Source organism: Bacillus sp. FSL H8-0534 (genome assembly GCF_038005885.1).
GTDB classification, from domain to species: domain Bacteria; phylum Bacillota; class Bacilli; order Bacillales; family Bacillaceae_G; genus Bacillus_A; species Bacillus_A pseudomycoides.
Genome location: NZ_JBBOUC010000001.1, coordinates 4,103,207 through 4,117,099, shown reverse-complemented (window position 1 = coordinate 4,117,099; position 13,893 = coordinate 4,103,207). Strand labels below are relative to the sequence as shown.

Annotated in this window: 14 protein-coding genes and 1 other annotated feature; of the genes, 3 read left to right on the top strand and 11 right to left on the bottom strand. The window is 37.6% G+C overall.

The window, feature by feature from the left end:
* Window position 1 precedes the first annotated feature (1 nt).
* Window positions 2-694, bottom strand: a complete 693-nt coding sequence (locus tag MHH71_RS20930) for a response regulator transcription factor (protein WP_003200910.1) — start codon at window positions 692-694, stop codon at window positions 2-4.
* Between the two features lie 169 nt (window positions 695-863).
* Here MHH71_RS20930 and MHH71_RS20925 point away from each other — a divergent pair, with 169 nt between their 5' ends.
* The gene (locus MHH71_RS20925) at window positions 864-1,037 is read left to right on the top strand and encodes a hypothetical protein (RefSeq protein ID WP_006096212.1); all 174 of its coding nucleotides are present in this window, start codon (window positions 864-866) and stop codon (window positions 1,035-1,037) included.
* Window positions 1,038-1,232, top strand: coding sequence for a YwbE family protein (locus tag MHH71_RS20920; protein WP_006096211.1), 195 nt, complete (start codon window positions 1,038-1,040; stop codon window positions 1,230-1,232).
* Between the two features lie 93 nt (window positions 1,233-1,325).
* On the opposite strand, the gene MHH71_RS20915 is transcribed toward MHH71_RS20920, so the two are convergent.
* The 8 genes from MHH71_RS20915 to zapA all read right to left on the bottom strand — a co-directional run bounded on the left by MHH71_RS20915 (window position 1,326) and on the right by zapA (window position 11,519).
* Window positions 1,326-2,525 carry a class I SAM-dependent rRNA methyltransferase gene (locus MHH71_RS20915; RefSeq protein ID WP_006096210.1) on the bottom strand — a complete coding sequence of 400 codons (1,200 nt, stop codon included), beginning with the start codon at window positions 2,523-2,525 and terminating at the stop codon, window positions 1,326-1,328.
* Window positions 2,526-2,953: 428 nt separating this feature from the next.
* A complete protein-coding gene (locus MHH71_RS20910) occupies window positions 2,954-3,541 on the bottom strand; it encodes a prolyl hydroxylase family protein (RefSeq protein ID WP_006096209.1) in 588 nt (195 codons plus the stop codon).
* Between the two features lie 318 nt (window positions 3,542-3,859).
* On the bottom strand, window positions 3,860-5,185 hold the full coding sequence (gene brnQ6, locus MHH71_RS20905; RefSeq protein WP_018781641.1) for a branched-chain amino acid transport system II carrier protein BrnQ6: 1,326 nt from the start codon (window positions 5,183-5,185) through the stop codon (window positions 3,860-3,862).
* Between the two features lie 119 nt (window positions 5,186-5,304).
* Window positions 5,305-5,556, bottom strand: a binding site (T-box leader).
* A 96-nt stretch (window positions 5,557-5,652) separates the two neighbouring features.
* On the bottom strand, window positions 5,653-6,342 hold the full coding sequence (locus tag MHH71_RS20900; protein WP_033799150.1) for a 23S rRNA pseudouridine(2604) synthase RluF: 690 nt from the start codon (window positions 6,340-6,342) through the stop codon (window positions 5,653-5,655).
* A gap of 209 nt (window positions 6,343-6,551) precedes the next feature.
* A complete protein-coding gene (locus MHH71_RS20895) occupies window positions 6,552-8,912 on the bottom strand; it encodes an endonuclease MutS2 (RefSeq protein ID WP_006096207.1) in 2,361 nt (786 codons plus the stop codon).
* 21 nt (window positions 8,913-8,933) lie between these two features.
* A complete protein-coding gene (gene polX / locus MHH71_RS20890; protein WP_006096206.1) occupies window positions 8,934-10,652 on the bottom strand; it encodes a DNA polymerase/3'-5' exonuclease PolX in 1,719 nt (572 codons plus the stop codon).
* 54 nt (window positions 10,653-10,706) lie between these two features.
* Window positions 10,707-11,246 carry a CvpA family protein gene (locus MHH71_RS20885; RefSeq protein ID WP_003200894.1) on the bottom strand — a complete coding sequence of 180 codons (540 nt, stop codon included), beginning with the start codon at window positions 11,244-11,246 and terminating at the stop codon, window positions 10,707-10,709.
* A gap of 3 nt (window positions 11,247-11,249) precedes the next feature.
* On the bottom strand, window positions 11,250-11,519 hold the full coding sequence (zapA, locus tag MHH71_RS20880; RefSeq protein WP_000082702.1) for a cell division protein ZapA: 270 nt from the start codon (window positions 11,517-11,519) through the stop codon (window positions 11,250-11,252).
* Window positions 11,520-11,643: 124 nt separating this feature from the next.
* Between zapA and rnhC the strand changes: the two genes are divergently transcribed.
* Window positions 11,644-12,582: a ribonuclease HIII gene (gene rnhC, locus MHH71_RS20875; protein WP_018781638.1), complete on the top strand. Its 939-nt coding sequence runs from the start codon at window positions 11,644-11,646 to the stop codon at window positions 12,580-12,582.
* A gap of 92 nt (window positions 12,583-12,674) precedes the next feature.
* On the opposite strand, the gene MHH71_RS20870 is transcribed toward rnhC, so the two are convergent.
* Both MHH71_RS20870 and MHH71_RS20865 read right to left on the bottom strand, forming a co-directional pair.
* Window positions 12,675-12,809 (bottom strand): YuzL family protein, encoded by a 135-nt coding sequence (locus MHH71_RS20870; protein ID WP_006096204.1) that lies wholly within the window; start codon window positions 12,807-12,809, stop codon window positions 12,675-12,677.
* Window positions 12,810-12,931: 122 nt separating this feature from the next.
* A complete protein-coding gene (locus tag MHH71_RS20865) occupies window positions 12,932-13,849 on the bottom strand; it encodes an SDR family oxidoreductase (RefSeq protein WP_006096203.1) in 918 nt (305 codons plus the stop codon).
* Window positions 13,850-13,893 lie beyond the last annotated feature (44 nt).

Below are 13,893 nucleotides of genomic sequence, written 5' to 3'. Positions count from 1 at the left end.
ACTACATCACTTCCAACTTATAGCCAATGCCCCATAATGTTTTAATATATTCTGGATTAGAAGGATCATCTTCAATCTTTTCACGCAACCGTCTCATGTGAACATTAATCACGTTATCATCACCATAATATTCTTCATTCCAAATCAGGTTATAGATTTGTGCTTTTGTAAATACACGATTTTGATTCTTCACAAATAGTTTTAAAATCTCAAATTCTTTCAAAGTCAATTTTAGCTGTTTTTCTTTTTTTTGCACAGTGAAATTAATCAGATCAATTTTTAAATCACCAATCTCAATCGTTTCTTCTTTCTGCTCCGTGGCTGAATACTTTGTAGATCTTCGAATGCTTGCCTTTACCCGAGCTGCCAGTTCAATCATAGAAAATGGTTTACAGATGTAGTCATCTGCTCCAAGTCCTAAACCGACCGCCTTATCCACATCCGTATCTTTTGCGGACATCATTAAAATCGGCACAGCACTTTTTTCGCGAATGATTCTCACAACTTCTAATCCGTCTAGCTTTGGCATCATGATATCGAGAATGATTAAATCAAATGAGCCTTTTAGAAATGTGAGAACTCCTTCTTCTCCATCAGATGCAATTGTTATTTGAAAGCCCTCTTTAGTTAAATATTTCTCGACCATTTCTTGAATAGAGCTATCATCTTCCACTAACAAAATATGATGTGACATGCTTCTACCCCCTTTTTTACAAACATTAACAATTTAATTGTAACTGAAGTCAATAAAGGTGAAAAGAATTATATGAAAATTCAATCCGACTTCATTTCTTTTCATAACAATGTTATGATGGAACTCACAACCATTGTTTACAATTAACCTAATATAAAGGAGTTTTACCATGTCAGAAAATAAAAAAGTAAGCTTAGCTGATTTAATGCGCGAACAACTTGCAAAGAAAAAGCAAGGAAATGGAAACGGAGCAAATACTGCAAATCAAAGTCAAGCAACGAAAAAACTACAAAACCAACAAACGAAGAAAACGAACAACCAACGTAGACGTACAGGTGTGTAAATGAACGGGCAAAAACGAGCTAACATTTCACCAGGTCTTGAAGTTGATATTGTCTTAAAAAAAGACCAACGTACTGGTACACTCACTAGAGGGATTGTAAAAGATATTTTGACAAACTCACCGTCTCATCCGCACGGTATTAAAGTGCGCTTACAAGACGGACAAGTTGGCAGAGTGCAGCATATTGTTCAATAGGAAAAGGAGCTCATTTTGAAATTGAGCTCCTTTTCTTATATCGTTTTTTATCTGTAAATCGATATCCTTTGTCAAAATGTTGATATATTTTAATTATCCTTTAATTTTTTCAATAAAAACAACCTTTAAATAGTCGCCTTCTTTAAATTGGTCAATCGTACGGAAATCTTCTGGCAAAGAATATTCTTCTAATATTTTATATTTGCCATTCATTTCTTTGAACGCTGTATCAATAAAGCCTTTAAATTTTTTCATATCAAATGTACTGCAGTTTGTAGAAGCAACGATAATACCGTTGTTTTCTGTAATGGAGATTGTTTCTTTTAATAGGTTTTTATAGTCTTTTGCTGCACTAAATGTATATTTTTTAGACCGTGCAAAGCTTGGTGGATCTAATACAACCATGTCAAACTTCATCTGTTTCTTCGCTGCGTATTTAAAGTAATGGAAAACGTCTTCTACAATAATATCTTGTGCTTCATAGTCAATGCCGTTCACGCTAAATTGTTCAATTGTTTTACTTAAACTACGATTCGCAAGATCAACACTTGTTGTTTTTGTCGCTCCGCCAAGCGCTGCGAATACAGAGAAAGCACCTGTATAAGAGAACATATTTAACACTGTTTTACCTTTCGCGTATGTGTCACGAATTTGTTTTCGAACGTTACGCTGATCTAAGAATACGCCAACCATCGCACCATCATTTAAATACACGGCAAAGTTTACACCGTTCTCTTTCACGATGATTGGGAACTCGCCGCGCTCTCCAGCAACAAAATCATCGTCTTCCATATACTTTCCTTTTGTATCAAAACGCTTCTTCTGGTAGATTCCTTTAAAGTTTGCTACTTTTTGAAGAGCCCCAATGATTTCATCTTTAAAAGAATAAATCCCTTCACTATACCAGCTAATTACATAATAGCCATCGTAATAATCGATGATTAAACCACCAAGGCCATCACCTTCACCATTTACAGCGCGGAATGCAGTCGTGTCATTCGATTTGTAAAAACCTTTTCTCTTATGTAACGCTGATTTGATTTTTCTTTCAAAGAAAGCTTGGTCAATGTGCTCCTGCTCTTTTCTTGTTAAAATCCAGCCATATCCTTTATTTTGCTTTCCGTAATATCCTTTACCAAGAAATTGGTTCTTCTCATCAACAATTTTGATGATTGCCCCCTCTTCACGTATATCATTTAAGTTTTGAATTGCATCTTTTAAAATAAGTGGATAGCCACTTTTAATTTCTTTTATAAATTTCGGTTTTATCTTTACAGTTACTTCTGATCGCATGTAATGTCTTCCTTTCCATTTGAATGCTTTCTATTCTATAGGAAGCATTTAAAAAACGAGACTGAAAAAACAGCCTCGTTTCACTATACCATATTATTGCTTTGCGAGTACAACCAGCTCGTTGCCTAGAACGACTGTTATATATTTATCCCGCTATTTGCGGGCAGTAAGACTCCCATCTCAAAATTCGGCAAAAGCAAAGAAGTTAGGTGGGAGATCAACTGCCCGTAAAAGCCCGATTGGTGAGGGCCAATAATCAGTGGAGGATGAAGAAAATCCCTACTGATTAAAGTTTCACTTTATACGATGTAAAAGATGAGACTCTTATCTAAAGATCAGTCTTAGAGCACTGTCCAACGGAAAAACCCTGTACATAAACAAGAATAAACAAAAACTTTCATTTCTCTCAAAAACCAAATAATAGATTTTTAATATTGTGGTTTTTCACGAAACCATAATGTAGCAATCCATTTTTCTCCTTCATGTACCGCACAACCTTCATGCAATGAAAGGGGATGTGGTTCATTTGTCCCTCTTTTACAATTTTCAAAAACTAATAATTTCCCTTCGCTTGGAGTAACTGTAAGATTCAGAGAGGGAAAAAAAGTTTCTCCACCTGCATTAACTGTATTCAAATAAAGAATAGCTGTATAAAGTCGTTGTCCCCCTTGTTCAACTCGGTTCCTCCCATCTTCGTGCCAGGTACCATAACAATCAATATGAGCATCAAATTTCCCCCCAACTTCATATCTCGCTGCTTGTAATGGCTCAGCGTGATTAAGCGGCAAGGGCATAGCAGTAGCAATAAGTTCAGATACTTGACTAACAAGTCCATGTGAATAGTGTGGAAGCCAAGTAAAATCTGATTTCCGTTCCCCTGTATGTCCATAGGCTTGTGCGGGTTGGATGTGCTTTTTAGATAGTTCGATTAACTCTTGGCATTCTGCTGGTGTAATTATTTGTTCATACTGGGCTACAAAAGGCTCATCATGGAGAACAATTGGCTTTTTATTCATAAGGTGTATTCCTCCTCAAACTTTATTGAACGACGATATTATATTATGTGGGTGAAACTGAATAGGTGTTACAAACAAGGATTAATAAAATGACAGTCTTTTTTAGCTTGAAAACTCCTTCGTCAATGAACAATAGATTTAGATAAAGTGAAACTTTAATCGGTGGGGATTTTCTTCATCCCCCACTGATTATTGGCCCTCACCAATCGGGCTTTTACAGGCAGTAATGCGGGGTACATTTCCCAACATCTCACTTTCTATATATGTAAGCTTTTCTACAAAAAAAAGAGACTTTCTTTCAAAGAAAGCCTCTTTACCTTATTTCCCTACAACAACTTCTCGCTTCTGAAAAGCCGAAACAACATACCCAACAAACATACCGATCATTCCTGGAATTAACCATCCAATCCCTACACTATAAAACGGAACTTTTTCTAAAATCGGCGCTAATGCTGCAATTTGAATGTGTGCATTATTTAATCCATCGAAAAAGCTAATAACAAATGCTCCTATAATACCACCCACATACATTGCCAACGGGATACGAAGGTAATTTTCAATTAGCGATAATATGATTAATACGATTCCAATTGGATAGATTGCTATTAAGATTGGTAATGCTAATGCATTTAATTGTGTTAAACCTAGGTTTGCTACCATAAATGCTAACACGCAGAAGATAAAAACAACTTTTTGATAAGACAGCTTTGGTAGTAGTGCTGAGAAAAAATCTCCACAAGCTGCGACAATCCCAACAGAAGTTGTTAAACATGCAGCCGCAATTGCTACCCCAAGTAGTAGTGTGCCGTAATTTCCAAATAAATGATGAACAACGTTTGTTAAAATAACACCGCCGTTTTCTCCCATTCCAAGCGATACACTAGAAGCCCCAAGGTAAGCGAGTGCTAAGTAAACGATAAGTAAGCCAAGTGCTGCAATAATTCCTGCAAAGATTGTTACTTTCGCAATACTTTTCTTATTTGTAATCCCTTTTCCTTTTAAAGCATTGATAACCACATTTCCGAAAACAAGTGCTGCTAATCCGTCTAATGTTAAATATCCATCAATAAATCCTTTAAACAGTGGATCTTTGTATGTTTCTGTCGGTGCACCGAACTCTCCAATTGGTGTAATAAGTGCTTTAATAACAATAATTGCAATGACAGCTAATAAAATTGGTGTTAATACTTTTCCGATGCGCCCTACTAATTTTGAAGGGTTTAATGCTAAATAGAAAGTAACTGCAAAGAAAATGAATGTAAAGATAACAAGTGGATATGCTTGGCTCGCTACTGAACTTGATAAAAATGGAGCGACTCCCATCTCATAAGCAACCGTTCCTGTACGCGGAACGCTGACAAATACACCTAAACATAAATAAATCGCAACTGTAAAAACAAGTGCAAATAACGGATGCACGCGACCTGCTAATTCATTGATATCTCCTTTTAAAGCAATGACAATAACCCCTAGTAAAGGAAGTCCTACCCCTGTAATGATAAAACCAAACAACGCAATCCATACATCTGTTCCAGCACCTTGTCCTAACGCTGGTGGAAAAATCATATTACCTGCGCCGAAGAATAGTGCAAATAACATTAAACTTATTGCAAACATCTCAGATAACTTTAAAGATGATTTCATTTTCATTTACCTCCTAAAAATCAATAAATAGACAAAATATTCAGAAATAAAAACTCGTTACATTTCCTCTTTCAATCCTACTTCCCCTATAAAAGAACGCAAAAAACACTCGTCCCTAACAAAGGGACGAGTGTTGAAATCGTGGTTCCACCCTTATTCTAATAAAATGAATGTATAACGAAATAAACTCATTTTATAGCTCGTGTAAATTGATAACGGTTTTATCCGTCAAGAATTACAATGCATCATGCCGTTCACTCTTGAAGTTTAGAGGTGGTAAGTGTATCTTTTCGTATTAGGAAGCTCACAGCCTAAGGCTCCCCTCTCTGAGAATCGTAAAAAATAACTCGTGTCCTCATCATTACTTTTATAAAATATATTGTCGAATATTGTTGTTTTTTATTATATGGGCTATTTTTAAAAAAATCAATAGTTTTATTTTTTTAAAAATAAACACAGAAAAACAACTATAACTGCTTCAATAATTCCTGTAACTCTTGCACTGTGACATTCCGCCACTCTCCAGCCTCTAATCCATCAAGCTTAATATTCATAATTCGTACGCGCTTCAGTTTTGTTACTGTATATCCAAAAGCACGGCTCATTCGACGAATTTGTCTGTTCATTCCTTGCGTTAAAATAATTCGAAATGTAGAACTATTTACTCGTGTCACTTTACACTGCTTCGTTATTCCATCTTTAATCTTCACGCCACGGGACATTCCGTCAATAAACCAATCTGTAAATGGCTTATCGACCGTTACAATATATTCTTTTTCATGCTCATAATCTCCGTGTAAAATTTGATTGGCAATCCTTCCATCATTCGTTAACAAAATCAATCCTTCCGACGCTTTATCTAAGCGGCCAACTGGAAAGATTCTTTCGGGATGATTGATATACTCGATGATATTCCCGTCAATATGATCCGCAGCTGTACAAGTAATGCCAACTGGTTTATGGAAGGCAATGTAGATTTTTTCTTTGTCCTCTTTTTCAATCGTTTTGCCATCAATCATTACAATATCATTCTCTGTAACAATCGTACCGTGCTTACACACTTCACCGTTAATTGCCACGAGGTCCGCTTTAATAAGGCGGTCTGTTTCTCGCCTTGAGCAGGATAATGCTTCGCTTATAAATTGGTTAATTTTCATGTCATATTCCTTTTTTCTTATAGATTATCCGAAAAGAAAAAGCATCAATCTCAGGCGGTATACTGATGCCGAGATTGACGCTCCCTTACTTCGCAAAAACCACTAAATAAATAACCCCAATCACCAAAAATATTCCGCAACAAGCTAACAATACTTTTGCAAGTTTGTCCATAAACATATAATGGTTTCCCCTTTTGCTTGGTTTTGTGTTATTTTAATTCGACAACTGTTACGCCTAGGCCTCCCTCGCCCATGTCACCGTAACGGTAGTTTTTCACGCCGCGATGTTTTTTCAAGTAGTCTTGTACACCTTGGCGAAGTGCTCCTGTTCCTTTTCCGTGAATGATGGATACACGCGGATAGTTTGCAAGCTGTGCATCATCTAAATATTTTTCAACGCGCATCATCGCATTTTCAAAACGCTCGCCACGAAGGTCAAGCTCTAAGGAAACGTGATAGTCTCTTCCCTTAACAGTCGCGACTGCTTTCTTCTCAACCGGTTGTGGCGTATTAATGTACTCCATATCGGATTCTTTCACTTTCATCTTCAGAATACCAATTTGGACGTTCCACTCATTATCGCTTACTTTTTTCAGCAGCTGTCCTTTTTGACCGAATGTTAATACTTTCACTTCGTCGCCTGCTCGCAATTGTTGTTTTGGCGCTGTGTTTTTCACTTTTACTCTTTGTTTTTTCACAAGCTCTGGCGCTGCCCCTTCTAGACGACTTTTCGCTTCAATGAGCTCATGATCTTTCACGTTTGCAAGCTGCGCTTTACGCAGTTGACGAAGTTCATGAATGATACCTTCTGCTTCTTTTTTCGCAGCTTCTACTTTTTCTTCGCCCTCTTTTTGCGCTTTTAATAATCTTTCATCACGCTCATCGTTAAATTCAATGATTTGACGCTGTAATTCACGATGAAGTTTTTCAGATTGTTTACGATGCTCTTCTGCTTCGTTCCATTCGCGCTCTGCATTTTTTTGACTTTCTTCTAGCTTCGCAATCATATTTTCGATTTTATTCGTATCTGTACCAATATGATTACGAGCACGGTCAATCACGCGATCAGATAATCCAAGGCGTTTGGAAATTTCAAAAGCGTTACTGCGTCCTGGTACACCGATTAATAATTTATACGTTGGGCTTAATGTATTTACATCAAACTCAACACTTGCGTTAATAACTTGTTCACGATTGTAACCATATGCTTTTAGCTCTGGATAATGCGTTGTTGCGACAACGCGCGCTCCGCGGTTGTATACTTCATCTAAGATTGAAATGGCAAGCGCAGCCCCTTCTTGTGGGTCTGTTCCGGCACCTAATTCATCGAATAATACTAAGCTTTCAAAGTCAGCTTTTTCTAAAATATCTACAATGTTCACCATATGTGAGGAGAACGTACTTAAGCTTTGTTCAATCGATTGTTCATCACCGATATCAGCAAAAATGTTTTTAAACACACAAATCTCAGATTCGTCTAATACTGGAATATGAAGGCCAGATTGCGCCATTAATACACAGATACCGACTGTTTTTAATGTAACTGTCTTACCACCTGTATTCGGACCTGTAATAACGATTGTTGTGAAGTCTTTACCAAGCATAATATCGTTTGGCACAATGATTTCCGGGTCGATAAGCGGATGACGTGCTTGTCTTAAATTCATATAGCGTTCATTATTTACAATTGGTTTTGTAGCTTTGATTCGCTTTGCATAAAATGCTCTCGCAAAAATGAAATCAAGATTCGCAATAACCTCTACGTTTGCTAATACAGTATCTGCTTCTAGTGCTACTTCTTCTGTTAACACCATTAAGATGCGCTCTACTTCTTGTTTTTCTTTCACGCGTGCTTCTTGCAATGCGTTATTTAGTTCCACAATGACTTGTGGCTCAATAAATAACGTTTGTCCAGATGCCGATTGGTCATGAACAATACCACCATAAACACCGCGGTATTCTTGCTTCACAGGAATTACATAGCGATCATTACGAATTGTTACGATTGCATCTGATAGCATCTTCTGTGCATTAGAAGATCGCGTCATATTTTCAAGTTTCTCACGAATGCGGCTTTCCGCAGTACGGATTTGGTTACGGATACCGCGCAGTTTATCACTGGCACTATCAACTACTTCGCCACCATCACCAATGCAGCTTGTAATTTTCTTTTCTAAATCATATAGAGACACAATTTGCGCCACATAGGTTTCTAAGATTGGAAGCTCTACGCCATTATCAACCATATCTTCAATAAATCGCTTCATTTGGCGGCTACCATACATCGTACTTGCAATATCAAGAAGTTCATGTGGACTTAACATACTTCCAATTTTCGCACGTTTTACATTTGGACGAATATCAAAAATCCCACCGAGCGGCACATGTCCTTTTAAGCGAATGACTTTTGCTGCTTCATCCGTTGTCTCTTGCATTTCTACAATTTCTTCAAAATCTGTACTTGGCACAAGGCTCTTCACTTTATCACGACCAAGTGAAGAAGCAACATGCTCAAGTAATTGTTCTTTTACTTTGTTATATTCTAATACACGCAACGTTCGTTCTAACATAAGTTGCCTGTCCCCCTTGTGTTACTTATTCCGTTTAATAAAATCTAATAAACGTTTAATATCCCATGTGTTAATCACAGTATCTTTTTGAATCCAGCCTTTACGTGCTGCCGCTACACCTGTTTCCATATCTTCTAACATTTCAAGTGTATGAGCATCGGTATTAATTGCTACTTTCACACCAGCATCTTGCGCTTGCTTTAGTAATTTTGCGCTTAAATCTAATCGGTTCGGATTCGCATTTAACTCTAAAACTGTATCTGTTTCTTTCGCAAGTTCAATGAGTAAATCTGTATCTACATCATACCCTTCGCGTCGTCCAAGGAGACGACCTGTTGGGTGGGCAATCATTGTAACATGCTTATTTTCAATTGCTGTGCGCAAACGTTTCATAATCGTTTCACGGTCTTGTGAGAAACTAGAGTGGATTGCACCAATTACATAATCAAGTTCTGCTAATACTTCATCATCAAAATCTAGCGTTGCATCTGGTAAAATGTCCATTTCGATTCCGCGTAAAATTGTGATATCCGGGTATTTTTCGTTAATGCGCTCAATCTCTTTTCCTTGTTCACGAAGACGCTCTTTCGTTAAACCATTTGCTACTTTCAAATATTGCGAGTGATCAGTAATTGCCATAAATTTATACCCACGCCCTCGGCACGCTTGTACCATTTCTTCAATGGAAAAAGCACCGTCGCTCCATGTTGTATGCATATGTAAATCACCTTGTATGTCAGAGAACTGAATTAAATTCGGATATTCTTTAATTAATTCGACCTCTTTTCCATCTTCACGTACTTCTGGTGGAATGAACGGCAATCCAAAATGAGCAAAAAATGCTTCTTCTGTTTCAAACGTCTTCACTTCACCCGTTTCTAAGTTTTCCACACCGTACTCACTAATCTTTTCACCTTTATCTTTCGCAATTTGGCGCATTCTTACGTTATGATCTTTTGAACCTGTGAAATGATGAAGAGTTGTAATAAATTCCTCAGGTTTTACAAGACGGAAATCAATCGAAATATCATATTCATATTGAAGTCGAACGGATACTTTTGTATCACCGCTTGCAATGACTTCAATCATATTATCAAACTGTAATAAATGTTCACGTACCGCTGCTGGCTCTGTCGTTGCGATGATGAAATCTAAATCTTTCACTGTTTCGCGAACGCGTCGTAAACTACCAGCGCGAGAGAATCGAACAATTTCCTGGATATTCGACAATTTCTCTTCTATTTCCCCGGCAATAGGTAGGACCATTGCAATCGGTAAACGCTCTGGACGAGATCCAACTTGAGCAATCGCTTCTAATATTTTCTCTTCCGTTTTCTTACCGAACCCTGCTAATACCTGTACTTTATTTTCTTCACAAGCCCTTTGCAATGTTTCCATATCAATAATGCCAAGCTCTTTGTACAACTTTGCTACTTTCTTGCCACCAAGCCCCGGTAATTTTAATAATGGTAATAGGCTGCTCGGCACTTCTTTTTCAAGTTCCTCCAATACTTCTGAAGTTCCCGCTTCAATATATTCTTGAATAACTGCCGCTGTTCCTTTTCCAATGCCCGGAATCTTTGTAAAATCTTCAATTTCAGAAAGACTACGATCATCGCTTTCTAATGCTGCTGCCGCTTTACGAAATGCGGATATTTTAAATGGATTTGCGCCCTTAAGTTCCATAAAAAGGCCGATTGTCTCCAGTAATTTAATCACTTGTTTTTTATTTACTTTCATTCTTGCCCCGCCTTTCTTTCATAGAAAAAACTTCTCTTTCAGAGAAAAGAGAAGTTATACTTTGCTACCTGTCTGCCATAGTTCCTTCACCTTTTCAGAAAGAATCGGTGTATCGTCTACAATTATTTTGCTGATTGATGATTTTTGCAGTGGCGTTTGTACTTGTTCAATCGGAAGAATTGTTCCAATAATAATTAAGACAAACAAAATAATGTACACTTCTAAAAAGCCAAGAAGTGCCCCAGCAAACGCATTCACCTGTTTTATAACTGGGATTTCTGTAAACATATTCAGCAAATTCCCAAGCAATGAAAGTGCGATTCTTGTAATAATAAATAATACAATGAACGCAATTGCTTGATAGAATACTGCTTCGATATTATTCGCATCAATCCATTCTGGAACAGATACATTCTTATCAAATGGATATGGAATAAATTTCTCAAACGTTGGTGCTAAATCTTTGCAGTACCAGTATGCAACAAGGTATGCGATAATAAAGCTTGTTAACTTTACAAGTTGCAGGACAAATCCTCTTTTTAAACCAAGGAAAAATCCCATAACAAGCAGTAAAATGATAATAATATCAATCATGTTTTATTCCATTCCTTTTTTTGTCATACTTTCTTTCAATTTTTCATGTTCATCTTTTAATTTTATGTAATCGTGTATGACGTTTACCGCCGTCAATACCGCTAGTCTACTCGTATCAAGCGAAGGATTCTTGGCATTGAGTTCGCGCATTTTATCATCCACAATCGCTGCTACCATGCGGATATGACTTGTACTTTCATCGCCAACAACTGAATATTGTTGACCATAGATTTCTACATTAATTCGACTTTTATTTCCCTTTTGTTGTGACAACTCACCGGCCTCCAATCACGTACAGAATCCTAAAGTTTATCATACCATGAACAATCATAATATGGAAACAGAAAGAACAATCCGATATGATAAAAATAACAATATAAAAAAAGGAGCGACTACTTTGTCAAATTCTATCGTAATCCAAACAAGTTCTAGAGCAATTGAAGACATGAAACAGCAGTATAAACAAGCTATTAGCCCAAAAGTTCCGCAAGGCGGTGTCTTTATGGCAAAAGTCCCATCTTGTACAATTACAGCCTATAAATCAGGTAAAGTAATGTTTCAAGGTATTCGTGCTCAGGAAGAAGCTGCACGTTGGCAAAATGTTTCTCAAGCACCTAAATCTTCTGTTAAGAAAACAGCAAATTCACACCGCTATGCTCCGCCTTCTTCCATTGGAACAATGTCTATAGCAGGATCCGATGAAGTAGGTACTGGAGATTACTTCGGACCGATGACAGTTGTTGCTGTATATGTAGATGCAAAGCAAATTCCATTGTTAAAAGAACTTGGTGTAAAAGACTCTAAAAATTTAAACGATGCGCAAATTGCTGAAATTGCAAAGCAACTACTTAGCGTTGTTCCTTACAGCTCTCTCGTTTTGCATAATGAAAAATATAACGAACTGTTCGAAAAAGGGAACAATCAAGGTAAACTAAAAGCGCTCTTACACAATAAAGCTCTTACAAATTTACTAAAAAAGATTGCGCCGACAAAGCCAGAAGGCATCCTAATTGACCAATTTACACAACCTGATACATATTATAAATACTTAACAAAACAAAAAGAAGTACAGCGTGAAAACGTGTATTTTGCAACCAAAGGCGAAAGTGTCCATTTAGCAGTTGCCGCAGCTTCCATTTTAGCTCGTTACTCATTCGTAAAACAGTTTGATGAACTAAGTAAAAAAGCAGGTATGCCACTTCCGAAAGGAGCGGGCAAGCAAGTTGATATTGCCGCAGCTAAATTGATTCAAAAACTAGGAAAAGAACACCTTCCTGAGTTTGTAAAACTTCACTTTGCAAATACGGAAAAAGCATTTCGTTTGTTGAAAAAATAGCTATTTTTTAGTATCGACAATATATAAATAAACTAAACAAAATAAAAACATATAAATAAGAGTAGTCGACATGACTACTCTTATTTATATGTTTAGCTTCGTTTTTGCCTCTTATTTGATGAAGGTACTTTAAAGGAACCCGTTTCGTATGTTGTAGTTCCTTGACCTTCAACTTGCGGAGAACCAAGACCTGCTCTAGAAGGATCTTTTTTTACTTTTTTACCCATTTTGTTCACCCCCAACGTTACTTTTTGCTTAGAGGTGAGAAACTATGCAGCCTAACAATCAGAATATACACTGCTTACTCAAGCAATAGAAAATCGCTCTTCCACTTTCATTTCTATTAACGCTAAGTGTACTTTCCTGAGGAACGAGTCTGTTCTTCACTAATATCCCATAGACGCTTTGCGGCATCCATATCCAATGCAACCTCAGATGGTGTTTTCACTTGCCTATCGGCATAGTAACCGCCACTATGTTTGGTAACATCGATTGCTTCTGCCAGCCACACTAAAGTTTCAGCGCCCTCTTCAGGAGTACGAGAGAAAGGTTTCATTGCTGCCATAGTTAAGCGAGCTACAAAACCATTATCCTGATTGAAATTCGTGGCCACCAGTCCCGGGTCGAAGCAGTAAGCTGTGACACCTGTTCCCTCTAGCCGCCGTGCCAACTCAGAAGTGAATAAAATGTTAGCCAGTTTTGTTTGCCCATAACGCATCGTAGGACCACCCATTAATTTCTTAACACCACGATAAAGTTGTTCTGCATCTAAATCACTGAAATCAATTCCCTTTTTAGCCATTTTATGACCATGAGATGCGGTAGTAATGACGCGAGCAGGGGCACTTTCCTTTAAACGATCAAGCAGCAAATTAGTAAGTAGAAATGGACCTAAATGGTTAACCGCCCAGGTCATCTCCAAACCGTCCTCCGTAAGTTGCCGTGTTTGAAATAAAGCACCCGCATTATTAGCTAATATATCTATTCTAGGGCACTTTTCTAAAATATCAGTAGCTACTTGGCGTATAGACCGCTGGGAAGCCATATCAGCTAGAAATACGTCTACCACTGTATTCCCATCCGCTAAACCCTTAATTTGAGTCACAATATCATTTACTTTTGCTTCATTACGTGCAATGATTCCTAGCTTGGCACCACGCTCCGCAAGTACCTTAGCTGCCGCTAGCCCAATACCACTTGTCGCGCCAGTGATTACTACATACTTGTCACGCACCGTCCACTCTAAACGACTGGTAATTCCCCCCATCACCACAAAACCCCTCTCACGATTTTCATAATTGTTTCATTCGT